Source organism: Pseudomonas sp. G3-39 (genome assembly GCF_054790485.1).
Window position 1 is genome coordinate 2,866,281 of sequence record NZ_CP186497.1, and the last position, 23,007, is coordinate 2,889,287.

Consider the following 23,007-nt stretch of genomic DNA (forward strand, 5'->3'; position numbering starts at 1 on the left):
TAACAACAGTGGTGTTTTGTATCAATTTGGTGCGCCCGGTCGCAGCGCCGGGCTTAATTTATTTTTAGTTAATGGTGACTTAATGCATCGATGAAGTCGGCGCCAGGCATGGGTTTTCCGAACAGATAGCCCTGCAGGAAGTTGACGTGGTGTGCGGTCAGATAGTCAGCCTGAGCCTGAGTTTCTACACCTTCGGCAACAATACCCAAATCGAGCTTGGCCGACAGTTCGATAATCGTGTCCAGAATATGCCGCGACAGCGCATCAATGCCGATCATCGCGACGAAACTCTGGTCGATCTTGAGAAAATCGACATTGAATGTTCGCAGGTAGCCCAGACTTGAATGACCGGTACCGAAATCGTCGATGGCGATCATCACCCCCAGCGCGTGCAACTGCTCGAACAATAGGTGCGTGACATCGGTTGGCTCAATCAGCTCGCGCTCGGTCAGCTCCAGCACCAGGTTGATACTGCCGGGGGCAAAAGCAGCGAGAAACCCGCGACAGTCTTCGACCAGTTGCAGATCCTGGCAATGGCTGGCGGTGATGTTGATGCCGATGTGGAACGGTTTGTCGAACTCCGCCGACAACGGGCCGAGCAGGGCGGCTGTCTGCTGCATCAGCGAACGAGTCATGGGCACGATCAGGCCTGAATGTTCGGCAAACGGAATGAACAGATCCGGACGCACCAGACCCTCCTTGGGGTGATTCCAGCGCATCAGCACTTCAGCGCCGGACCACTTCCGGCTGTCGCCATGCACCACCGGCTGGAAGTAGGGAATGAATTCGCCAGCCTCCAGCGCGCGCAGCATCTCATGGCTGGGCGAAGTGGCGCGCCGTTGCAGGACATGGGCGATAGCGCCCGCGATCACCCCGAAAAATATCAGCAGACTGAACAGCGGCGGGTATTCGCCGGCCATGTAGCGCCACGTTTGCCCCTGCGGAAAGCCTGCACTGACACTGAAGGCATAGCGCGAAGACGCGAGCATACTCTGCGCCACCGGTAACGGCGGCAGGGCGCCTTGATGCACCTTGCCATCGACGGACAGCCAGTTATCGCCGACCTGCAACAACAGCAGCGTCTGCCGGCCGATCAGGCGCAGGATGTTGCTCAGGTGATAACCATCGAGGGTGGTCAGCGCGCCACCGCGACCTTCGCTGAGGCGATACACCAACAGCGCGGTGTTGGGCGTGACGGGGTTGCCATTCATCAACCACAGTTTGCCCTGCGTATAGTCGCCCGGATTCACGGCCTCCTTGAACTCCCCGAACAGCGAGCTGCAATAGAGGTTGTTGTCCCACACCAGATTGGTCGAGCGCACAAAAGGTCGACGGGTCACCTGCTCACGCAAGGCCAGTTTCACGCTATCGCAGGGCTGGCCGGCCAATGGCAACAATTCACTGGCGGCCTGGGCGGTGTTGTCGAGCATCAGTTCAAACTGGCGCAACGCCTCCTCGGCGGTATTTTGCGTGCTCTGTTGCAAGGTGCGTTCGGCTTGCAGATACAGAATCCCGCCGCCTAGCAGGACGGGCAAAACACCACAAAGCAGGCTCACAAAAATGCGTACGCTGCGTTTGCGGCGGGGTCTGACGGTCAAGGGCATTGGCGCATCCTGTCGCGATGGGGTGGAACTCTCGAATGCAGGCCTGGCAACGGCGCACCGGTGAAAAACAGCGAAGTCAGAAGGGATGATAGATGGCCGTTGGCGCTTGTGCCGCTCACGGCTGGTTGATCTGCGTGGCGAGTTCGATAAATGCCCGAGTGGCGGGCGAAGCCTGACGCTGATCGAGGACAGCGAGGCCGATCAAGCGTTGTACCGCCGGCAACAGCGGCTTCTTCAGGTAACGCGGCGCTGGATCGTCCGGCAATGAGCCTTCGGCGACAACGGTGATGGCATCGCCCCGGCTGACGACGTCCAGCGTACTGAGCAATTGCGAGCAACGATAGCGAATGTTCGGTTGCAGGCGCGCGGCGCTGAACAGACGCGAAACCAGTTCCGATGAGCCGGCCTCGGTCAGCACAAATGGGTCGGCACACAGATCCTGGAGGCTCAGCGCCGCACGTGCCGCCAATGGGTGATCGAGCGGGAGCAGGGCAACCATCTGGTCTTCGACCAGAGCAAAAGTGTCGAAGCGCTCCTCGGGCAGCACCACAAAACCGACGTCAATTCGCCGCTCCTCCAGCCACTGCAGCACCTGCCGGTCCGGTCCCTCATCAATGTGCACTTCAATGCCCGGATGCACTTCGCGATAGCGCTGCAGAATCTTCGGCAGCAACTTGATCGATGACGTCGGGCCGAATGAGCCAATACGCAACGTGCCGGTTTTCATGCCCCGCGCATCGGCCGCTTCCTGGCGCAGGGTGTTGGCCAGACCGAGCATGGCCCGTGCGCGCTGCAGCAGTTGCTCGCCGATATCGGTGAGCTCCACCTGCGACTGGTGCCGCCGCAACAACTCCACGCCCAACTCCTGTTCCAGCGATTTCATCGCGTGGGATATCGCCGACTGCGAAATCCCCAGACGATGGGCGGCGAGGGTAAATCCGCGCAGTTCGGCGACCAGCGAGAAGATCTCCAGTTGCGTGAGGGTCATGAGTTTTTGCTCATTTTACGATGAGAGGGCATGAGGGGAATGATACGCCATCCTTCAACTTCTTTCGTTTGGAGCATCATGCGCAACCTTGAGCAAACCCACCTAACGGCCTCCGACCGGCCGGTATACCTGACGCTGGCAGCGGTAACCATGATTTGGGGCGGGACCTTTGTCGCCGGGCGTTTTCTGTCGGGCAGCCTCAGCCCGTTGTTCACCGCCAGCCTGCGCATCCTGCTCGCCAGCGTCGCGTTGCTCGGATTTCTGTGGATAGCGCGTATCCCGCTGGCGCGACCGACGCCCCGGCAATGGCTGCAACTGAGTTTGCTGGGGCTCTTCGGCATTTTCTTCTACAACCTGTGCTTCTTTTATGGCCTGCAGTACATCAACGCTTCACGGGCTTCGTTGATTGTCGCGTTGAACCCGGCCGTGATCGGTCTGGCCTCGTGGTTGTTGTTCAAGGAGCGCCTGGGTCGGGCGAAAGTCGCCGGTATCGCGATCTGCATCACGGGCGCCGGCCTGGTGATTGTCAGCCGTGACCCGCAATTACTTGCCGTGACACCCGATGCGTGGATCGGTGATCTGTTGATTTTTGGCTGCGTGTTGAGCTGGGGTGTTTACTCGCTGTTTTCCCGGGGGCTGAACCAATCCATCGGCCCGCTGCAGACCGTGACCTTTTCCGTGTTGATCGGCAGCGCGATGCTGTGGGCGCTGGCAATGTTGCGTGGCGAGGTCAGCGGAGCAGCCTTGATCAACCTCGGCACAGCACAATGGCTGAGCCTGATTTACCTCGGCGTGTTCGGCTCGGCGCTGGCTTACATCGGCTACTACGATGGCATCCGCAAAATCGGCGCGACCCGATCCGGCGTGTTCATTGCCCTGAATCCGCTGACCGCGGTGGTGCTCGGCGCGTTGCTGCTCGGCGAGCAACTGACGTTGAGCATGTGCCTGGGCGGCGGGTTGGTGCTGGTGGGGATTTACCTGTGCAACAAACCCCTTGCACCGATGCGAAAAAGGCGGATTTTATAGAGAGGGCAGACAACCCTATTTACGCTGTGTAGAATCGGGTTACGCATACAATAATAAACGTCTTCTGGCAGCAGAAGCCTCGCCCGCAAGAGCCTTGGGTCGACAATGAAGATATTCGGGTTTCAACTGATCTATGGTGACTTCCTCGCCCGCAGTGTGCGAGGCATCTCCTGCGCACCGCCCGCCGGTCTCAGCATTACTGACAAATAACTCTGGTTAATTGATAAGAATGATGAGGCGTCACCATGGCAGATTTATACGAAAACCCAATGGGCCTGATGGGCTTTGAGTTCATCGAGTTCGCATCGCCGACTCCTGGCACCCTGGAGCCGATCTTCGAGATCATGGGCTTCACCAAAGTCGCGACCCACCGCTCCAAGAACGTGCACCTGTACCGTCAGGGCGCGATCAACCTGATCCTCAACAACGAACCCAATAGCGTCGCTTCGTACTTCGCGGCCGAACACGGCCCGTCGGTGTGTGGCATGGCGTTCCGCGTGAAGGATTCGCAAAAGGCCTACAGCCGCGCACTGGAACTCGGTGCTCAGCCGATCCACATCGAAACCGGCCCGATGGAGCTGAACCTGCCAGCGATAAAGGGCATCGGCGGCGCGCCGCTGTACCTGATCGACCGTTTTGGTGAAGGCAGTTCGATCTATGACATCGACTTCGTGTTCATCGAGGGCGTTGATCGCAACCCGGTCGGTGCCGGTCTGAAGATCATCGACCACCTGACCCACAACGTGTACCGCGGCCGCATGGCCTACTGGGCCAACTTCTACGAGAAGCTGTTCAACTTCCGCGAGATCCGCTATTTCGACATCAAGGGCGAATACACCGGCCTGACCTCGAAAGCGATGACCGCACCGGACGGCATGATCCGCATCCCGCTGAACGAAGAGTCGTCCAAGGGCGCCGGGCAGATCGAAGAGTTCCTGATGCAGTTCAATGGCGAGGGCATTCAGCACGTGGCGTTCCTCACCGACGACCTGATCAAGACCTGGGATCAGTTGAAGAAGATCGGCATGCGCTTCATGACCGCGCCGCCGGACACCTACTACGAAATGCTCGAAGGCCGCCTGCCGAACCACGGTGAGCCGGTTGACCAGCTGCAATCGCGCGGCATCCTGCTCGACGGCTCGTCGAACCCGGACGACAAGCGCCTGCTGCTGCAGATCTTCTCGGAAACCCTGATGGGCCCGGTGTTCTTCGAATTCATCCAGCGTAAAGGCGATGATGGTTTCGGCGAGGGCAACTTCAAGGCCCTGTTCGAATCGATCGAGCGTGATCAGGTGCGTCGTGGTGTGCTCGCAACCGAGTAATCCTCCACCAGAATGAAAAAATCCCGGCTTGCAGTCATGCACAGCCGGGATTTTTTTGCGTCCGCAAAAACTGTGGGAGCGGGCTTGCTCGCGAATTCGGTCTTTGGTTCAAGGTCTTTGTTGACTGAACTGACGCTTTTGCGAGCAAGCCCGCTCCCACAGTTGTTTTGTGGTGCGATTAAGGGCGGCGTTGCCGCATCAGGTGCTTGAAGCCTTCGAAGACCAACACCACCACCGCCAGCCAGATCGGAATGTAGGTCAGCCACTCGCCGGCCTTGATGCTTTCACCGAGCAACAGCGCCACGCCGAGCAGCAACACCGGCTCGACGTAACTGAGCAAACCAAACAGGCTGAACGGCAGCAAGCGGCTGGCAATGATGTACACCACCAGCGCCGAAGCACTGATCAGACCGAGCAGCGGAATCAGCCAGAGCAAGCCCGGATACTGATCGAACACGGCGAAACCTTGCTCACCACCGCGCACGAACCAGTACGCCACCGGCAGCATCAAGGTCATGTCGACCCACAGACCGCCCAGGTTGTCGGTCTTCAGGCGTTTGCGCAGGACGAAATACAGCGGGTAACCGACCACGACCACCAGGGTCGCCCAGGAAAATCCGCGGACCCGATACAGCTCGTTCGCCACGCCGAGAACGGCAAAGAACACCGCGATTTTCTGCAGGTACGACAGGCTGTCGCCGTACACAATGCGCCCGGTCAGTACCATCGCCAGCGGCAACAGGAAATAACCCAGCGACACATCGAGGCTGTAGCCGTTGAGCGGCGCCCACATGAACAGCCACAACTGCACGCCGAGCAAACCCGACGAAACAATCAGACCGCCAATCAGCTTTGGATAGCCCGCCACCTTGCGCAGCAACTCCAGCACCCGCCGCCATTCACCCGACACCAGCATGAACACGGTCATGCACGGCACGGTGAGCAGCATCCGCCAGCCAAAGATTTCCACGCCGCTCAACGGGGTGAGCAGCGAGGTGTAGTAATACATGACGGCAAACAGCACCGAAGCTGAAACCGATAGAGCGATACCTTTAGACAAACTGTCCTCGCGGATGGGTGATCAAACAGGGCGCGCAGGATACGTGGTTTTTGTGCTGAATATTGGCCGAGTGATCAATGTTTCCCACATCCTGAAGATAAGCACAAAACCTGTGGGAGCGAGCCTGCTCGCGAAAGCGGTGTGCCAGACAACGCAGATGTTGAATGTGCCGGCCTCTTCGCGAGCAGGCTCGCTCCCACAATGGATTTGTGTTGCCCTCGTAATCTGCTGACGCCGCTGATGCCCGGCTTGTGAGGCTTTCAGGCCTGACGCGGTTTACGGCCTGACACAAAATGGCTCACATCGTTAAACCCCGGCGTCGAAGCATGCCCCGGCGTCACCAGCGAGTCGATAAACGCTTCATCCTCCGCCGTGATCTGCACCGCCTGCGCCTTGGTGTAAGCATCCCACTGCTGTTCGGTACGCGGTCCGACAATCGCCGAGGTCACCGCGCTGTTGTTCAACACCCAGGCAATCGCGAATTCGACAATCCCGACGCCACGGCCCTGGGTGTACTGCTGAATCTGCTGGGCGATGCGCAGCGATTCCACGCGCCATTCGGTTTCCAGAATGCGTTTGTCCTGACGCCCGGCGCGGCTGTTGGCGTCGGGAGTGGCGTCGGGTGCGTACTTGCCGCTGAGCACGCCGCGGGCCAGCGGGCTGTAAGGCACCACGCCGAGGCCATAGGTTTGCGCGGCGCTGATCTGCTCGGTCTCGGCCTGACGGTTGACGATGTTGTACAGCGGCTGGCTGATCACCGGGCGGTCGATACCGAGCTTGTCAGCGATACGGATCACTTCGGCAATGCGCCAACCGCGATAGTTCGACAGGCCCCAATAGCGAATCTTGCCCTGGCGAATCAGATCGCCAATCGCCGACACCGTGACTTCCAGAGGGGTGTTGTGGTCTTCGCGGTGCAGGTAATAGATGTCGAGATAGTCGGTGCCGAGGCGCGTCAGGCTGGCCTCCAGACCATTGAAGATGTGCTTGCGGCTCAAGCCGCTGCGGTTTGGCACGCCGTCCGCCGGGCCGAAACCGACCTTGGTCGCCAACACCCATTCGTGCCGATGGCGGGCGATCGCCTCGCCGACGATTTCTTCCGAGCGGCCATTGGTATAGACGTCGGCAGTGTCGATGAAATTGATGCCCTGATCCCAGGCCTTGTCGATGATGCGCAGCGAGTCCTCGGCGCTGGTCTGCTCGCCAAACATCATCGTGCCGAGGGTGAGGGTGGACACCTGCAACCCCGAGTGCCCCAGTGTGCGGTAGCTCATGCCGAAATCCTTTTATCGGGTGGGAAAACTCCAATCAAATACCAGAAGCATCCGACGGGGCAAAGTGAATTATCGGCTGAGCGCTGTGCAACGCGTCTGCAAAAACGCCTGCAACACCCGAACGCGTTCGGACACCTGCACCCGATGCGGACACAGCAGATTGAACGGTACGCTCTCGCCATGCCAGTCATCGAACAGCGTCAGCAGGCGTCCGCCGCGCACATCCTCGGCGACGTCCAGCCAGGCTTTGTAGGCAATGCCATGCCCGGCCAGGGCCCAGCGCCGCGCGACTTCGCCGTCATCGCTGAAGTAATCGCCGTGTACTTCAACCTCCAGCGTTTCGTCCTCGCGACTGAAGCGCCAGGTGTTGTAGGGCCGACCATTGCGCAGGTAGAGCAGGGCGCTGTGTTCGCACAGTTCGCCGGGATGTTGCGGTGTGCCATGGCGGGCGAGATAGTCCGGGCTGGCGCAGGCAACACGGCGATGCGCCGGCAGAATCGGCAACGCGACCAGGGTCGAATCACTGGGCACACCAAAGCGCAGCGCGACATCCACGGTTTCGCGGAACAGATCGGCGTGCCGATCGTTGAGCAACAATTGCAGTTGAATATTCGGGTGTGCACGTTTGAAGTCGTCCAGCCACGGCAACAACACGTTGCGTCCGAAATCCGACGGAGCAGCCAGTTGCAGCACTCCACTGAGGCCTTCGCCGTGTTGCTTCAGTGCCTGCTCACCTTCGGCCAGGGCGGACAGGGCAATGCGTACGCTGTCGAGATAACGCCGACCTTCTTCGGTCAGGCGCATGCTGCGGGTAGAGCGCGCGAGCAGGCGGATGCCGAGGCGGGTTTCCAGACGCTTCAGCGCGATGCTTGCGGCGGCCGGCGTCAGTTCCAGCGCGCGGGCAGCGGCGGAGATGCTGCCGGAGTCGGCCACGCGTACGAAGATCTCCAGATCGAGAATCGAGCTCATTGGTAAAAATCCTTTAAAGATCTGTGCGTTTTTGCGGGATTTTTCCGTGATTGGCAAGTCGGGGCGTTGTAATCATTAAGCAAAAAAGATCGCAGCCTGCGGCAGCTCCTACAGGGAAACGCGTATTTCCATGCAGGAGCTGCCGCAGGCTGCGATCTTTTGATCTGGAAGCGTGATTACGCGCGCAGCGTCCGCGTCATGCGCAATGCCAGCAAACTGCCGCCGACAATCACACCCGCCAGCAGATACAACGCCGCATCGGTCGAACCGGTGCTGTCCTTGACCCAACCCACCAGGTACGGGCTGAGGAAACCGGCCATCTGCCCCATCGAGTTGATCAACGCCAGACCACCGGCCGCCGCGCCCGCGCTCAACAGGGCAGTCGGCACTGGCCAGAACATCGGCAGGCCGGTCAGCGCGCCCATGGTTGCAAGGGTCAGGCCGAGGATGGCGATGGCCGGGTTGGCGGCGAAGTTCACGGCGATCAGCAGACCGAGCGCGCCCATCAGCATCGGTACGACCAAGTGCCAACGCCGTTCTTTGCGCAAGTCCGCCGAACGCCCGACCAGCAACATGAAAACCGCCGCCAGCAGATAGGGGATCGCACTCAGCCAGCCGATCACCAGGTTGTCGCTGAAGCCGAGGTTCTTGATGATCGACGGCAGCCAGAAGTTGATCGCGTACACGCCGCTCTGGATGCAGAAGTAGATCAGGCCAAAGGCCCAGATCGCCGGGTTCTTGAACACCGCGAGCAGCGAGTCGGAGGTGGTTTTCGGCTTGTTCGCCAAGTCTTCGGCCTGATCCGCCTCAAGCACCGCGCGCTCGTGCGGGCTCAGCCACTTGGCATTGGCGAAGCTGTCGCTGAGCAGGAAATAGGCGAGGGCGCCGAGAATCACGGTCGGAATACCTTGCAGCAGGAACATCCACTGCCAGCCGGCCAGTCCACCTTGCCCGGCGGCGAAGTGATTGAGAATCCAGCCGGAGAACGGGCTGCCAAGCAGGCCCGAGACCGGAATTGCCGACATGAACAGCGCCATGATCCGTCCACGGCGGAACGTCGGGAACCACTGCGAGAGGTACAGCACCACACCCGGGAAGAACCCGGCTTCGGCCGCACCGGTGAACAGGCGCAGGGTGTAGAACTGGGTCGGGGTGGTGACGAACAACAGACAGGTCGACAGCGTGCCCCAGGCGATCATCATCAGTGCGATCCAGCGGCGCGGGCCGAATCGGGTCAGCGCCAGGTTGCTCGGCACGCCGCACAGCACGTAGCCGATGAAGAAGATCCCGGCACCGAGGCCGTATACGGTTTCACTGAACTTCAATGCGTCGAGCATCTGCAGTTTGGCGAAGCCAACGTTGACCCGGTCGAGGTAGTTGAACAGGTAGCAGATGAAGATGAAGGGGATCAAGCGCAGGGTGATGCGTTTGTAGACGGCGTTTTTACCGTCGTCGATGGTCTGGGTAGCTGCGGCGCTCTGCGACATAGCGGCTCTCTCTTTATTATGATTTTTTGCGATGCACAGGTTAACGTTGATCGCCCCGAGAGTCTCGGCCACCTGTGGCCGGATTGTCTTTGTGCCTGAGCACAGGGTTTGCCGCCAGACCCTGTGCGGGTGAACAACCGTCCGCCGCCGCTGCTTAAGGATTTTGCCGATCATGTTCGAACTCGATCACGACCTCGCTCAGGATATCGTCGACCGGGCCATGGCCATTTTGCCCTACAACGTCAACGTCATGGACAGCCAGGGCCTGATCCTCGGCAGTGGCGAGCCGGAGCGCATCAACACCCGTCACGAAGGCGCGCAACTGGTGCTGGCCAACGGGCGGGTAGTGGAGATCGACGCACAAACCGCTGTGCACTTGAAGGGTGTGCAGCCGGGGATCAACCTGCCGCTGATGCTCGATCAACGCCTGATCGGCGTGCTCGGCATTACCGGCGAACCGGAGCAACTGCGCACCTACGCCGAACTGGTGCGCATGACCGCCGAAATGCTCGTCGGTCAGCGCAACCAGCAGGCCGAGCAGCAATGGCGGCGCCAGCGTTGCGATGACCTGTTGGCGTTGCTGTTGAGCGAAGCCGGGGATTCGCCGCGGCTGGTCGATGAGGCGCAGCAATTGGGGCTCAAGCCGCAGTTGACCCGGGTGCCATATCTGTTCGAACTGGGTCTGGAGCACGGGCCGGGGCAAACCGTCGAGGCCTTGAGCGCCTGGCTGGCCTCGCGCTACCCGGACAGCTGGTGCGTGAGTTCGGCCAAGTCGTCGCTGCTGTGGTGCCGACCGGCAAGTCAAACGGTTGAGCATGATCGCCTGCTGGAAAAACTCGATGGCCTCGGCTGGAATATTCTGCGCATCGCTGTGGGTGGGCAGGCGGATGGGCTGGCCGGTTTGCGCCGCTGTTATCGACGGGTCGGCGATCTGCTGGCGTATGGGCGTGAGGTGCTGCCGCAGTCGCGACTGCTGACGCTCAATCGCTATCGCTTGCCGGTGATGCTCTGGCGCCATCGCAATGACGACGCGCTGGATGAACTGCTCAAACCGTTGCGCAAAGTCATCGCCAAAGACAGCAACGGCCAGTTGCTCGCAACCCTGCGCAGTTGGTGTGAACACGACGGGCAGAGTCAGGCCTGCGCCGATGCGCTGGGCATTCATCGCAACAGTCTGCGTTATCGGATGGAGCGGATTGCTGAGTTGAGCGGGGTTGATCCGCTGAAACTCGACGGGATGCTGGCGTTGTACCTCGGGGTGCAGTTGCTTCCTCAGACTGAGCCGGACTGATCGGGTGTTTTCACCGACACCTTCGCGAGCAGGCTCGCTCCCACAGGGGGAATGCATTTCAAATGTGGGAGCGAGCCTGCTCGCGAAGGCGTCGGCACATTCCATACAAGGTCTTTGTAGAAATGAACAATAAACGCCCACCGCCCTTGTGCAGCGGACCGGCGTCAATGCGCAGGCCGACTGGCAGCATGAGGAGCATTGGAACTGGAGAATTCGCATGAAGATCGTCATCGCCCCCGATTCGTTCAAGGACAGCCTGAGTGCCCAAGGCGTTGCCGAGGCCATTGCGCTGGGGTTGGCGCAAGTCTGGCCGCAAGCAACACTGGTCAAATGCCCGATGGCCGACGGCGGCGAGGGCACGGTGGAATCGATTCTCGCCGCTTGCGAGGGTGAACTGCGCCGCACCCGAGTACGCGGGCCGCTGGGTGCGCCGGTCGACGCCGCGTGGGGCTGGTTGCCACACAATCACACCGCGATCATCGAAATGGCCGAGGCCAGTGGTTTGCAATTAGTGCCTACGGGGCAACGCGATGCCTGCATCACCAGCACTTTCGGCACCGGCGAACTGATTCGCGCCGCGCTGGATGCCGGCGCGCAACGGGTGATTCTGGCGATTGGCGGCAGCGCCACCAACGACGGCGGCGCCGGCGCGATGCAGGCGCTCGGGGTGAAATTGCTCGATGCGCAGGGTCAGCCATTGGTGCCGGGCGGCTTGGCGCTGGCACAACTGGCGCGACTGGACTTGAGCGAGCTTGATCCGCGTCTGGCCCACGTGCGCTTCGACATCGCCGCCGACGTTAACAATCCGCTGTGCGGCCCGCACGGCGCCTCGGCGATTTTCGGCCCGCAAAAGGGCGCGTCGCCGGCGCAAGTGCAGCAACTGGATCAGGCGCTGGGGCACTTCGCCGAGCTCTGCGCGCAAGCGTTGGGCAAGGACGTTCGCGATGAGCCGGGCAGTGGTGCGGCGGGGGGATTGGGTTTTGCGGCCAAGGCGTTTCTTGGCGCGCAATTTCAGGCCGGCGTGGAAGTGGTGGCCGAGTTGGTGGGGCTGGCCGAAGCGGTCAACGGCGCCGATCTGGTGATCACGGGAGAAGGGCGGTTCGACGCGCAAACCTTGCGCGGCAAGACCCCGTTCGGCGTGGCGCGAATTGCCAAGCAGCACGGCGTGCCGGTGATCGTCATCGCCGGCACCTTGGGTGAGGGTTATCAGGAACTCTACGAGCACGGCATCGACGCCGCATTCGCCGTCACCAGCGGCCCGATGACCCTGGAGCAGGCCTGTGCCGAAGCTCCACGCTTGTTGCGCGAACGCGCGACGGACATCGCCCGGGTCTGGCAGATGGCCAAACTCAATAACTGACTGCGTGAAGATGTTGTGGCGAGGGGATTCATCCCCGATGGGTTGCTAAGCAGCCCCCCGCGTTTTTCGCAAAAAACCAGTTTTGAGATTTTGCGACTGCTGCGCAGCCGATCGGGGATAAATCCCCTCGCCACAGAGGGTTGGTGTCAGGGTGTTTCAGTGGTGAAACACCTTGAAAAATATTTTCGCTTTTCACCAAATCTTCCTAAAGCCCCGCCGATACAGAGATCAGGCGCACACAGATTCCCTCGAACAGTGACGCCTGACTGGTCCCGCCCCCAAGGGCCAGTGATGACGGCACGGACGCTCGCAGCTACCTCTATCCGAGAGTCCAACCATGTCCTTGCGTAACCTGAATATCGCACCCCGCGCCTTCCTCGGTTTTGCCTTTATCGCCTTGTTGGTGATTGTCCTTGGCGTGTTCGCCGTCAACCGCATGTCGACCATCCGCCAGGCTTCCATCGACATGGATACCAACCAACTGCCCAGCGTCACTTACCTTGGCGTGGTCACGGAAAACGTTTTGCGCCTGCGGATTCTGTCGTTCCGGATTCTGGTCAACCGCGACCCGGCAGGTCTGCAAGAAGCGCAAACACGCATCGGCGTGCTGGTGGACAAGGTTCGCAGCGCTCAGGCCAGTTACGCCGCGTTGCCGGCAGAGAGCGAAGAGCGTGCGTTGTATCAGACGTTCGCGACCACGCTCGACAACTACCTGCAAGCGCAAAACCAGATGATGGAGCTGTCGCGTCAGGACAAGGTCGACGAGATGCGCACCTTGATCAACACGCGAATCAAGGACGGCACCGACCAGATGGGCGAGCAACTCAACAAGCTGATCGCGATCAACGCGGCGGGTGCGAAAGTCGCCTCCACCCAGGCCGGTGAACATTACGACAGCGCCATTACCGGCATCATCGTTGTTGCCGTGGTCGCCGCGCTCGCCACGGTACTGCTGGCCCTGTTGCTGACTCGCAGCATCGTCACCCCATTGAATCGTGCCGTGCAGGCGGCACAAACCATCGCTGGCGGCAACTTGACCCAGTCCATCGAAGTCGATGGCAAGGACGAAGCCACCCAACTGCTGCAAGCCCTGTCCACGATGCAGATCAACCTGCGCAAAACCATCGAACAGATCGCCGGTTCCGCGACTCAGTTGGGCGCGGCGGCCGAAGAGCTGAGCGCGGTCACCGAAGAAGCCTCCCGTGGCCTGCAACAGCAGAACAACGAGATCGAACAGGCCGCCACCGCCGTCAACGAAATGACCGCCGCTGTGGAAGAAGTCGCACGTAACGCGGTCTCGACCTCCGAAGCCTCGAACCAGTCGACCCAGGCCGCCCGCGAAGGTCGCGATCAAGTGGTGAAAACCGTTGACGCGATCCAGACCATGACCCATGACGTGCAGAGCACCGCGCAAATGATCGAAGGCCTCGCTGCACAGGGCCGCGACATCGGCAAGGTGCTGGATGTGATCCGCGCCATCGCCGAACAGACCAACCTGCTGGCCCTCAACGCGGCGATCGAAGCAGCGCGTGCCGGTGAGGCCGGACGCGGTTTTGCGGTGGTGGCGGACGAAGTTCGCGCATTGGCCCATCGCACCGCGCAATCGACCCAGGAAATCGAAAAAATGGTCGCCGGCATCCAGAACGGCACCGGCGAAGCGGTGTCGTCGATGCAGCAAAGCAACCAGCGTACCCAGACCACTCTGGAAATGGCCCGCGCTGCGGGTGTGGCGCTGGAGCAAATCACCCAGTCGATCCACCAGATCAACGAGCGCAACCTGGTGATCGCCAGCGCCTCGGAAGAACAGGCGCAGGTCTCCCGTGAAGTTGATCGCAACCTGGTCAACATCCGTGATCTGGCCACGCAGTCCGCTGCCGGCGCGAATCAAACCAGCGCCGCGACCCATGAGCTGTCGCGTCTGGCGGTGGATTTGAATGCGATGGTGGCGCGCTTTGTGATTTGAGAAATACGCAGTTGCCTGAAGTGGGCCGAACCAGATGAGTGTTCGGCCCACCTCGAAGAGTCAGCGTTTCAAGACAGGTCCACTTTGACTTGCTTAAACAAAGATTGTTGCCCAAGGTTTCCTGCACGATCGCGCAGCCTGTAAAACGCGAACATGGTGCCGGAGCCTATCCCACGGATAATCGCGCCACTCAGTTTGATAACGGTACGTGAAGTTGCGTCACGCACCGTTTCAATGATGACCGGCTCCGACGCAAGTGAGCCAAAGTGAAATTCGATGCTGTCGCAGACTCGCTGCTGCATATAGATGCCAATGGTTACCAGAACTTCATCATTGTGGGTGGCGAGATACTGCCGTGTGATCCCCTCACTGTCGATTTCTGGTGGAAATTGCGGAGGCTCTCCCGGATTGCCGAAGTTGGGAGCCGTTAGATCAACCGTGATCGGCGTGCTCGCGGCCATGTCTTCATTCCCGCCAATATCGAGGATGTATGAAACCTCATATACGCCGTCTTGTACCAGGTGTGTCTCAGGGATATGGGCCTCAAATGGGAAAAGCTCCGGGTCGATGGGTGTCGTAAAACGATAGTCCGCCACCCTATTCCCGTTTAACAACAGCCTTAACAGTACGGGCACGCCTGGATCAGGAGGTGAACACTGCCAGTCTGGAATTAACACCTTTAGTGGAGATACCAATGCACTCAATGGCAACAGGTTAACCTGACTGCCAGGGAAATTGGGTAGCGCATCGGGGATTTCCGGTGCGTCCAATAAGAGGGTTTTTTCATTCAGATTCGTCATCGTTTCAACACTCCGTCGTTTCGATTAGAGGGGGCCGCAGTTGTTTCCTCATGTTGATTAAGCGAGCGTTTGTGAAGTGGGTCTACTGTCAACTCTGACAGGTAGTCAGTCGACCGCTAATCGACCACAGTACGAAGTTCTTCTTTAAATTCATCCAAAGGACAAAGCGGCTGGCGCGGTTTGTGATTTGACCTAGGGTGAAGGCTGGAAACCGCGCAATCAGGAGACGTGCATGCGCTATTCAGCCTTGACCCAACGCATCGCCGGGGAGGGCGCCGCAGCCTGGCAGATTCATGACCGAGCGCTGGAGCTGCGCGCCGAGGGGGTCGATATCCTGCTGCTGAGTGTAGGGGATCCGGATTTCGACACGCCGCTGCCGATCATTCATGGCGCCATCGACAGTCTGCTGGCCGGCGATACGCATTATTCCGAGGTGCGTGGCCGTTTGGCGCTGCGCAAGCTGATCGCCGCTCGCCACCAGCGGCGCAGCGGTCAGGTGGTGGATGCCGAACACGTGATCGTGCTGCCCGGCGCGCAATGCGCGGTGTATTCGGTCGCGCAATGCCTGCTGGATCCGGGCGATGAAGTGATCGTCGCCGAGCCGATGTACGTGACCTACGAGGGCGTGTTCGGCGCGTGCGGTGCGACGGTGGTGCCGGTGCCGGTTCGACCGGAAAACGGCTTTCGTGTTGATCCCGCTGATGTCGCTGCACGGATCACGCCGAAGACCCGCGCGATGTTGCTCAACAGTCCCAACAATCCTTCCGGCGCGAGCCTGTCGCTGCTGATCTGGCAAGAGCTGGCGGCGCTGTGCGTGCGCCACGATTTGTGGCTGATCAGTGACGAGGTCTACAGCGATCTGCTCTACGAGGGCGAACACATCAGCCCGGCGAGCCTGCCGGGCATGGCCGAACGCACGGCAACCATCAACAGCCTGTCGAAATCCCATGCCATGACCGGTTGGCGCATTGGCTGGTCGATCGGGCCGAAGGTGCTGGCCGAGCATCTGGTGAACCTGTCGTTGAGCATGCTTTTCGGCCTGCCGGATTTCGTGCAGAAGGCCGCGCAAGTGGCGCTGGAAAGTGATTTGCCGGAAGTGACGCAGATGCGCGAGGAATATCGTTTGCGCCGCGACCTGGTGTGCGAACGGTTGCGCGGTTGTCCGGGATTGCAGCCGATCCGGCCCGATGGCGGGATGTTCGTGATGGTCGATGTGCGCCAGACCGGGTTTGGCGCGCAGGCGTTTGCCGAGCGCTTGCTGGAAGGTTATGGGGTCTCTGTGCTGGCTGGCGAAGCGTTCGGGCCGAGTGCGGCGGGGCATATTCGTATCGGGCTGGTGCTGGATCGGGTGCAACTGGCGGATGCCTGTGCGCGGATTGCATTGTGTGCGGTGCGGTTGCTGCAGGCGCGTAGTGCCTGATGGTTTGTGTTGTCGAGGCTGGCCCCTTCGCGAGCAAGCTCGCTCCCACAGTGAGTTGGGGGGGGCACAAAGTTTTATGTGCAACCTGAACCCTGTGGGAGCGAGCTTGCTCGCGAAGACGGACTCTCAGCCGGCGATTGTTTCAGCCCTGCCAAGCCACCGGATTCACCAGATTCACCGGCTTCTCCCCAGCCAAAGCCGCCAGCAGATTGTCCACCGCACACCGCGCCATCGCCTCCCGCGTCTCATGCGTTGCCGAACCCATGTGCGGGGTTGCCACCACATTATTCAGCTGCAACAACGGCGAATCATGATTCAGCGGTTCACGCTCGAACACATCCAGCCCCGCTGCGCGAATCCGCTGATGGCGCAACGCGTCGATCAGCGCCGCTTCATCCACCACTTTGCCGCGCGAGATATTGATGAAGATACTCTCGGGGCGCATCAGCGCAAACTGCTCGGCGCCGATCAGGCCTTCGGTCTGCGCAGTCAGCGGCAGGGTCAGGCAGATGAAATCGGCCTCTTGCAGCAGCGCTTCCAGGCTGCGGTACTGCGCCGCAAAACGTTCCTCAACCGCCGGTTTGCGCGACTGGCTGTGATAAAGCACCGGCATGCCAAAACCGAAATGCCCGCGCTGCGCGAGCGCTTCGCCGATGCGGCCCATGCCGATGATGCCCAGGGTCTTGCCGTGTACATCGGTGCCGAAATGCGCCGGGCCGATGTTGCGATGCCACTGGCCGCTGCGCACCATGTTCGCCAGTTCCACTACGCGCCGGGCGGTGGCGAGGATCAGCGCGAAACCGGTGTCGGCGGTGGTTTCGGTGAGCACGTCCGGGGTGTTGCTGAGGAGGATCTTGCGCTGAGTCAGGTAGTCGATGTCATAGTTGTCGACACCCACCGAGACGCTGGCAATCGCCTCAAGTTGTGGCGCCAGATCGAGCAGCGCGGCGTCGAGTTTCAGGCTGGCGCCGAGCAAACCGTGGGCGCCGGGCAGGGCGTCACGCAGCTTCATCAGGCCGTCGGCGTCGAGGCTTTCGATCAACGTCACTTCACACTGTTGCTGCAGACGCGTCATCAGCGCTGGCGACAGTTTTTTGTACAGCACGACATGTTTTTTCATGAACAAAAATCTCTTCAGGAATGCGCCGGCACGGGACGCGTGACTACGGCTTTGGCCACGACGCGGTCACTGGCGCCAGGCTTGAGAAAAATCGTCAGCACCACCGACAGCAGCAACGCGCCGCTCATCAGCAGGTACGAAGCACCGGGCGAACCGGTGGAGCTGTTCAGGTAGCCGACCAGGTACGAGCCGCCGAACGAACCCAGCGCGCCCATGCTGTTGATCAGCGCCATGGCACCGCCGGCGACGTTGGCCGGCAGGATCTCCGGAACGATGGCGAAGAACGGCCCGTAAGGTGCGTACATGCAGGCACCGGCGATCACCAGCAGTGTGTACGACCACCAGAAATGTTCCGCGCCCAAGGCGTAGGAACCGTAGAACGCAATGGAGGCGATCAGCAGCGGCGGCCAGACGAAGCGTTTGCGCTTCTGCAGTTTGTCCGAGCCCCACGACACCGCGAGCATGCCGATCACCGCCGCCAGATACGGCAGCGCCGACAGCCAGCCGGCCTCGATCATGTCCATTTGTGCGCCGGCCTTGAGGATCGACGGCAACCACAGCACAAAGCCGTAGACGCCGATGCTCCAGCAGAAAAACTGCAGCGCCAGAATGATCACCTTCGGCGAGCGGAACGCTTCGGCGTAGTTCTTCACCGCTTTGATCCCGACCTGTTCGGCGGCGAGAGCGCTTTCCAGGTCGTGCTTTTCCTGTTCGCTCAGCCACTTGGCCTGAGCAGGACGATCATCGGCCAGCTTCCACCAGATAAACGCCCAGATCACCGCCGGCAAACCTTCGATGATGAACATCCAGCGCCAGCTGAAGTGCTGCACCAGATAGCCCGAAACCACCGACATCCACAGCATCGTTACCGGGTTGCCGAGGATCAGAAAGGTGTTGGCCCGCGAGCGTTCGGCACGGGTGAACCAGTGGCACAGGTAGACCAGCATCGCCGGCATCACTGCGGCTTCGACCACGCCGAGCATGAAGCGGATCACGATCAGCCAGTAGGCGTTGGACACCACGCCGGTCAGGGTGGCGAGGCCGCCCCAGAAAATCAGGCTGAAGAAGATCAGCTTTTTCACGCTGTGCTTCTGCGCGTAGATCGCTCCCGGTACCTGGAAGAAAAAGTAACCGAGGAAGAACAGCGCGCCGAGCAATGAAGACAGGCCCGGGGTGATCATCAGGTCGGCAGCCATGCCGGAGGCGGCGGCAAAGCCGTAGTTGGCGCGGTCGAGATACGCCAGGCTGTAGGTGATGAACACGATCGGCATGATGTACCACCAGCGGCGGGCGGCGAGGGTTGCGGTTTTCATGGTGTTGCTCCTGAGCTTGTTGTTTTTGTCGCAGCAGGTTCAATTAATGGGTTGTCTGAGCGGGCCTCATCGCGAGCAGGCTCACTCCTACAAGGGTTATGTGTTTGCCGCTGCAGCTGTGACTGGCGGAGATCCAATGTAGGAGTGAGCCTGCTCGCGATCAGCGGCCTCGAATTCAGCGATAAGCTCGGATCGGGTCGGCAACCCCTCCATATCCCCGCGACTCTGCACCGCCCGACTGCCAATCCAGTTCGCGCGTTGCACCGCCTCGGCAAAACTCTGATGCTCCAGCAGGGCACTGATCATGCCGACCGCAAAGCCATCACCCGCACCCACGGTGTCGACCACGTTGGCCACCGGCACCCCGGCGACAAAACCCTGATCCAGATGCGTGCGGTAATAGGCACCTTGCGGCCCAAGCTTGATCGCCACGGCTTCGGCGCCCTGATCGAGATAAAACGCCGCGATGTCCGCCGGGTCTTCGAAGCCGGTCAGCAAGCGACCTTCGCTCAAGCCCGGCAAGACCCAATGGGCGAGGGCGGCGAGGCGGTTGATCTCGCGGATCATCTCTTGCTCAGAGGCCCACAGACTTGGGCGCAGATTGGGGTCGAACGACACGCTGCGCCCGGCATGACGCATGCGTGTCATCAGCTCGAACGACATTTCCCGGGCGCTCGCTGACAGCGCCGGTGGAATCCCGGTGGCGTGCAGGTGGCGAGCGCTTAGCAGGCTGTCAGTGATCGACGGCGATGACAGATGACTGGCCGCCGAGCCACGGCGGAAATACTCGACCTGCGGATCGCTGCCGTCGTCGTTACGCGACTTGAACTGGAAACCGGTCGGGTGCTGGTGATCGACCGCGACATGGCTGCAATCCAGACCTTCCTTGATCAAGGTCTCGACCACGAAACGTCCGAGGGAATCGGCGCCGACCCGGCTCAGCCACGCCACATTGAAACCCAGCCGCGACAGGCCGATCGCCACATTGCTGTCGGCGCCGGCAATGCGTTTGTGAAAATGCTCGACTGCAGCCAGATCACCGGTCTGCTCGGCGACCAGCATCGCCATTGTTTCGCCGAACGACAGAATATCGATGTCAGACATGGGCAGGCTCCAGGCGCGATTGACCAAGGCGGGCGAGGGCGGCGACGTGTTCCGTGGTCAACGCCACCAGATCATCGCCCTGCAACGGGTATTCGGCGGCACGCATAACGCCTTGGGCCATGTGCCGCAGCAGTTGTTCCCACAAATGCAGGTCGCTGACGGCGGGCGGCACCGCCACCAATTTGCCGTCGGCGCGGCGGGCCACGGCTTTGCAGTGCACGTAGCCGACGTGGCGTCCGAGCAGGCGTGCGGCGTTGGCGGCGGACTGGTCTTGCCACTGCCAGTTGCCGATATCGAAGGTCATCTTGATCGGCAAATCATGCTGCTCCACCGCCGCGAAAAAACGCTGGAACGGCTCGATGCGGCCGCCCTGCAAGGTCTGGTCGTTTTCCACCAGCAGTTGCACCGGGCTGGCGTCGAGCAGCTGTTTCAGCGCCTGCAAATCACAGTTGTCGGTGAAGTAACCGAGCGAGACTTTCAGCCATTTCGAGCCGAATGCCTCTGCGTGTTGCAGGGCGTTGATCAGCTCGGGATTGGGCCGCGCCTGACCGGCGAGCCACAGTTCGCTCGGCGACGAATAGATGCTTTGCAGTCCCTGCGCCCGAGTGGCGGCTTGCAGTTGCTCGGGCACTTCGCGAGTCAGCAACTCTTCGCGCCACTCGATGCGATCAGCGCCAGCGGCGGCCAGCACATCGATGAAGAAGTCCTGCCCGCGTTGGCGCACAAGCTCGGCGCCGTAACTGGACAGGCTGATGGAAACGGCAGGTTTATTCATTGTTATCTACCTCTGAAACCGGTTTCATTTTTGTTCAAAAAAATCTGATTGATCTTCGTCGGGCGTTCGGGCGCCATCGCGAGCAGGCTCACTCCTACATTTGGAATGCGCTCCCCCTGTAGGAGTGAGCCTGCTCGCGATGGCGCCATAACAGTCACCGCAAAGATCCTCGGGTAGACCCGCGCTCAACCAGCACCGGCGCAAAATCCACTCTGCGCGCTATCTCGACATCCCCCCGCAAACGCTTGAGCAAACACTCAAACGCCCGCGCGCCAATCTCGGCTGTGGGCTGGGCGAGGGCGGTAATCCCGCTGCCGACCAACGGGTACCAATCCAGATCATCCAGGGCAATCAGCCCGACATCCTCGAACAATCGGCAACCGATTTCGCGCAAGGCCAGGGTGCAGGCCAACGCTGCCACGCCATTGGCGCAGAACAGCGCTTTCGGCCCATTCGCCGGTTGTTTCAAAAAGTGCTGAAGTTGAGTGGCGAGTTCTGCGCCGGTTTCCAGCACCGCCCCGGTCAACCCGGAGCGCTGGGCGATCTGCGTCTGAAAACTGCTGACCCGCTCGATCCGCGAACTGGTGCCGTCATAAGGCTCAGTCACCAGCAACACATCGCGATAGCCGCGCTGTTCCAGGTGCGTCAGGGCCATCTCAACAGCTTGCGGATTGTTCAGCCCGACCATGTCGCTGTCGAGGCCATCGACCTTGCGGTCCACCAGCACCAAGGGCATTTCCCGGTGCAACTCGTGGAGTTCGTCACGGTGATGGCCTAGGGTGTTCACGATCAGCCCCTCGATGTTGTACGAGCGCAACAGCGCCAGATGCTGGCGCTCCTGCTCGTCGTCGCGGTCGGTGTTGCACACCACCAGGCTGTAGCCGTGCGCACGGCAGGCGGTTTCCACCCCGTGCATCACGGCAATCGAATAAGGGTTGCGGATATCGGCCACCAGCATGCCGATCAGGCGCGTGCGCCCGCGTTTCAGGCCACGGGCCATCTGGTTCGGGCGGTAACCCAGCTCGCTGATCGCCTGCTCGATACGCAAGGCGATGGCATCGGAGAGCAGGGCGCGGTCGTCGCCGATGAAGCGCGAGACGCTGGCCTTGGATACGCCGGCGCGTTCGGCAACATCAAGCATGGTCACGCGGCTGCGCTGGGCGGCGGAGAAGTCGTTCACGGTCTGAAACCTATTATTGGATTTATTCGTTTCATGCGCCGCGATGGCGCTGAAACCGGTTTCAGGAAACACCAGAAGCTGACACTCCGTCAAGTGAATGCGCGTGGTACTTCAACTTGGCGCCGACGGGCGGTGCTCAGCGTTATTGAAGTATCTGCGCAATGCTCAGCCAAACAGGCCGGCAGCAATATTGATCGAAAAGCCCAGAATCGCGGTGTTGAACACAAAACCGATCAATGATTGCGCCAAGACGATCTTGCGAATGTCGCGGGTAGCCACGCCGACATCGGCAGTCTGCACCGCCACGCCGATGGTGAAGGAGAAATACAGGAAGTCCCAGTAATTGGGCGTGGTCAGACCTTCGGCAAAACGCAAGGCCGGTTCCTTGCCGTCCCAGGTGTAAAACAGGCGCGCGTAGTGCACACAGAAGATCACCCCGATCACCAGCCACGAACCTACCACGGTGACGGCGGTGAACGCGTAATGCAGAAGTTTGTGATGGGTATCCAGATCCTTGGTGCCGGCCAGTTCCAGGGTGATGGCGGCCAGGCTGGCCAATGCGGCGATGCACACCACGAACAGCACCAGTCCGGCATTCTCGTCTTCGACGACGGCGATGCGTTTGACGTCCGGTGCCTTGGCTCGGGTGGCGAGCCAGAACATCAGGATCAGGTAAGTCCAGACGCCGGCGTTCCAGCCGATGAGGATTTTGCTGACGACGGAGTCGGCAGGGACCAGCAGGCCGGTGGCAAGGCCGACCAAAGCGGCGGCGGACAGGCGAGGGTGGGTGCGGGCGAGAAAGCGCATGGGGACTCGATGGGCCAGGATGTTTTTACACCTTAGCCCAGCGACGTCTCGGATGACCACTGACTTGACTGTTCGAATGACCTTGTGGGAGCGGGCTTGCTCGCGAAAGCGCTGTGTCAGCTACATGAATGCTGACTGATACGA

At 60.6% G+C, this 23,007-nt stretch carries 18 protein-coding genes and 1 pseudogene; 6 read left to right on the plus strand and 13 right to left on the minus strand.

All coding sequences use genetic code 11. From position 1 onward, the window contains the following. Window positions 1-68: 68 nt before the first annotated feature. Together ACOYXG_RS12670 and ACOYXG_RS12675 are read right to left on the minus strand one after the other, a co-directional pair. Window positions 69-1,604 (minus strand): EAL domain-containing protein, encoded by a 1,536-nt coding sequence (locus ACOYXG_RS12670; RefSeq protein ID WP_027612003.1) that lies wholly within the window; start codon window positions 1,602-1,604, stop codon window positions 69-71. A gap of 115 nt (window positions 1,605-1,719) precedes the next feature. Continuing rightward, entirely contained in the window at window positions 1,720-2,592 is an 873-nt protein-coding gene (locus ACOYXG_RS12675) for a LysR family transcriptional regulator (RefSeq protein WP_460358139.1), read from the minus strand. Between the two features lie 78 nt (window positions 2,593-2,670). Between ACOYXG_RS12675 and ACOYXG_RS12680 the strand changes: the two genes are divergently transcribed. Then, window positions 2,671-3,618: a DMT family transporter gene (locus ACOYXG_RS12680; protein ID WP_460358141.1), complete on the plus strand. Its 948-nt coding sequence runs from the start codon at window positions 2,671-2,673 to the stop codon at window positions 3,616-3,618. A 245-nt stretch (window positions 3,619-3,863) separates the two neighbouring features. Beyond that, window positions 3,864-4,940 carry a 4-hydroxyphenylpyruvate dioxygenase gene (gene hppD / locus ACOYXG_RS12685; protein WP_115989844.1) on the plus strand — a complete coding sequence of 359 codons (1,077 nt, stop codon included), beginning with the start codon at window positions 3,864-3,866 and terminating at the stop codon, window positions 4,938-4,940. 178 nt (window positions 4,941-5,118) lie between these two features. Here the strand turns inward: hppD and rarD are convergent, their stop codons facing one another. The 4 genes from rarD to ACOYXG_RS12705 all read right to left on the minus strand — a co-directional run bounded on the left by rarD (window position 5,119) and on the right by ACOYXG_RS12705 (window position 9,730). Beyond that, the gene (rarD, locus tag ACOYXG_RS12690; RefSeq protein ID WP_460358143.1) at window positions 5,119-6,000 is read right to left on the minus strand and encodes an EamA family transporter RarD; all 882 of its coding nucleotides are present in this window, start codon (window positions 5,998-6,000) and stop codon (window positions 5,119-5,121) included. A 260-nt stretch (window positions 6,001-6,260) separates the two neighbouring features. Next, entirely contained in the window at window positions 6,261-7,274 is a 1,014-nt protein-coding gene (locus tag ACOYXG_RS12695; protein ID WP_414889179.1) for an aldo/keto reductase, read from the minus strand. Between the two features lie 69 nt (window positions 7,275-7,343). Next, complete coding sequence (locus tag ACOYXG_RS12700; protein WP_460358147.1) at window positions 7,344-8,243, minus strand: LysR family transcriptional regulator; 900 nt, start codon at window positions 8,241-8,243, stop codon at window positions 7,344-7,346. A 176-nt stretch (window positions 8,244-8,419) separates the two neighbouring features. Beyond that, the gene (locus tag ACOYXG_RS12705; RefSeq protein WP_460358150.1) at window positions 8,420-9,730 is read right to left on the minus strand and encodes an MFS transporter; all 1,311 of its coding nucleotides are present in this window, start codon (window positions 9,728-9,730) and stop codon (window positions 8,420-8,422) included. Window positions 9,731-9,902: 172 nt separating this feature from the next. On the opposite strand from ACOYXG_RS12705, the gene ACOYXG_RS12710 reads away from it, so the two are divergent. The 3 genes from ACOYXG_RS12710 (at window position 9,903) to ACOYXG_RS12720 (ending at window position 14,344) form a co-directional block, all read left to right on the plus strand. Next, a complete protein-coding gene (locus ACOYXG_RS12710) occupies window positions 9,903-11,021 on the plus strand; it encodes a sugar diacid recognition domain-containing protein (RefSeq protein WP_115989841.1) in 1,119 nt (372 codons plus the stop codon). 217 nt (window positions 11,022-11,238) lie between these two features. Continuing rightward, window positions 11,239-12,381 carry a glycerate kinase gene (locus ACOYXG_RS12715; RefSeq protein WP_210557051.1) on the plus strand — a complete coding sequence of 381 codons (1,143 nt, stop codon included), beginning with the start codon at window positions 11,239-11,241 and terminating at the stop codon, window positions 12,379-12,381. Between the two features lie 337 nt (window positions 12,382-12,718). After that, a complete protein-coding gene (locus tag ACOYXG_RS12720) occupies window positions 12,719-14,344 on the plus strand; it encodes a methyl-accepting chemotaxis protein (RefSeq protein ID WP_096797428.1) in 1,626 nt (541 codons plus the stop codon). A gap of 68 nt (window positions 14,345-14,412) precedes the next feature. Here the strand turns inward: ACOYXG_RS12720 and ACOYXG_RS12725 are convergent, their stop codons facing one another. After that, on the minus strand, window positions 14,413-15,144 hold the full coding sequence (locus ACOYXG_RS12725) for a hypothetical protein (protein WP_414889176.1): 732 nt from the start codon (window positions 15,142-15,144) through the stop codon (window positions 14,413-14,415). 232 nt (window positions 15,145-15,376) lie between these two features. On the opposite strand from ACOYXG_RS12725, the gene ACOYXG_RS12730 reads away from it, so the two are divergent. Next, the gene (locus tag ACOYXG_RS12730) at window positions 15,377-16,564 is read left to right on the plus strand and encodes a pyridoxal phosphate-dependent aminotransferase (protein ID WP_460358154.1); all 1,188 of its coding nucleotides are present in this window, start codon (window positions 15,377-15,379) and stop codon (window positions 16,562-16,564) included. A 142-nt stretch (window positions 16,565-16,706) separates the two neighbouring features. Here ACOYXG_RS12730 and ACOYXG_RS12735 read toward each other — a convergent pair whose 3' ends face one another. The 6 genes and pseudogenes from ACOYXG_RS12735 to ACOYXG_RS12760 form a co-directional block, all read right to left on the minus strand. Further along, complete coding sequence (locus ACOYXG_RS12735) at window positions 16,707-17,684, minus strand: 2-hydroxyacid dehydrogenase (RefSeq protein ID WP_460358442.1); 978 nt, start codon at window positions 17,682-17,684, stop codon at window positions 16,707-16,709. A 21-nt stretch (window positions 17,685-17,705) separates the two neighbouring features. Beyond that, window positions 17,706-18,997 (minus strand): annotated as a pseudogene (locus tag ACOYXG_RS12740) (MFS transporter); the annotation flags it as partial. Window positions 18,998-19,093: 96 nt separating this feature from the next. After that, entirely contained in the window at window positions 19,094-20,101 is a 1,008-nt protein-coding gene (locus ACOYXG_RS12745) for a sugar kinase (protein WP_460358156.1), read from the minus strand. Further along, entirely contained in the window at window positions 20,094-20,876 is a 783-nt protein-coding gene (locus tag ACOYXG_RS12750) for a sugar phosphate isomerase/epimerase family protein (protein ID WP_460358159.1), read from the minus strand. The genes ACOYXG_RS12745 and ACOYXG_RS12750 overlap by 8 nt, the downstream gene beginning before the upstream one ends. Before the next feature lie 154 nt (window positions 20,877-21,030). Continuing rightward, complete coding sequence (locus ACOYXG_RS12755) at window positions 21,031-22,056, minus strand: LacI family DNA-binding transcriptional regulator (RefSeq protein WP_460358162.1); 1,026 nt, start codon at window positions 22,054-22,056, stop codon at window positions 21,031-21,033. 165 nt (window positions 22,057-22,221) lie between these two features. Next, a complete protein-coding gene (locus ACOYXG_RS12760) occupies window positions 22,222-22,863 on the minus strand; it encodes a DUF1345 domain-containing protein (RefSeq protein ID WP_027611985.1) in 642 nt (213 codons plus the stop codon). Between the last annotated feature and the right edge of the window lie 144 nt (window positions 22,864-23,007).

Coding starts and splice junctions, on each gene's coding strand:
- ACOYXG_RS12670 (WP_027612003.1), bottom strand. CDS start 1,604: ATGCCCTTGACCGTCAGACCCCGCCGCAAACGCAGCGTACGCATTTTT.
- ACOYXG_RS12675 (WP_460358139.1), bottom strand. CDS start 2,592: ATGACCCTCACGCAACTGGAGATCTTCTCGCTGGTCGCCGAACTGCGC.
- ACOYXG_RS12680 (WP_460358141.1), top strand. CDS start 2,671: ATGCGCAACCTTGAGCAAACCCACCTAACGGCCTCCGACCGGCCGGTA.
- hppD (WP_115989844.1), top strand. CDS start 3,864: ATGGCAGATTTATACGAAAACCCAATGGGCCTGATGGGCTTTGAGTTC.
- ACOYXG_RS12695 (WP_414889179.1), bottom strand. CDS start 7,274: ATGAGCTACCGCACACTGGGGCACTCGGGGTTGCAGGTGTCCACCCTC.
- ACOYXG_RS12700 (WP_460358147.1), bottom strand. CDS start 8,243: ATGAGCTCGATTCTCGATCTGGAGATCTTCGTACGCGTGGCCGACTCC.
- ACOYXG_RS12705 (WP_460358150.1), bottom strand. CDS start 9,730: ATGTCGCAGAGCGCCGCAGCTACCCAGACCATCGACGACGGTAAAAAC.
- ACOYXG_RS12710 (WP_115989841.1), top strand. CDS start 9,903: ATGTTCGAACTCGATCACGACCTCGCTCAGGATATCGTCGACCGGGCC.
- ACOYXG_RS12715 (WP_210557051.1), top strand. CDS start 11,239: ATGAAGATCGTCATCGCCCCCGATTCGTTCAAGGACAGCCTGAGTGCC.
- ACOYXG_RS12720 (WP_096797428.1), top strand. CDS start 12,719: ATGTCCTTGCGTAACCTGAATATCGCACCCCGCGCCTTCCTCGGTTTT.
- ACOYXG_RS12725 (WP_414889176.1), bottom strand. CDS start 15,144: ATGACGAATCTGAATGAAAAAACCCTCTTATTGGACGCACCGGAAATC.
- ACOYXG_RS12730 (WP_460358154.1), top strand. CDS start 15,377: ATGCGCTATTCAGCCTTGACCCAACGCATCGCCGGGGAGGGCGCCGCA.
- ACOYXG_RS12735 (WP_460358442.1), bottom strand. CDS start 17,684: ATGAAAAAACATGTCGTGCTGTACAAAAAACTGTCGCCAGCGCTGATG.
- ACOYXG_RS12745 (WP_460358156.1), bottom strand. CDS start 20,101: ATGTCTGACATCGATATTCTGTCGTTCGGCGAAACAATGGCGATGCTG.
- ACOYXG_RS12750 (WP_460358159.1), bottom strand. CDS start 20,876: ATGAATAAACCTGCCGTTTCCATCAGCCTGTCCAGTTACGGCGCCGAG.
- ACOYXG_RS12760 (WP_027611985.1), bottom strand. CDS start 22,863: ATGCGCTTTCTCGCCCGCACCCACCCTCGCCTGTCCGCCGCCGCTTTG.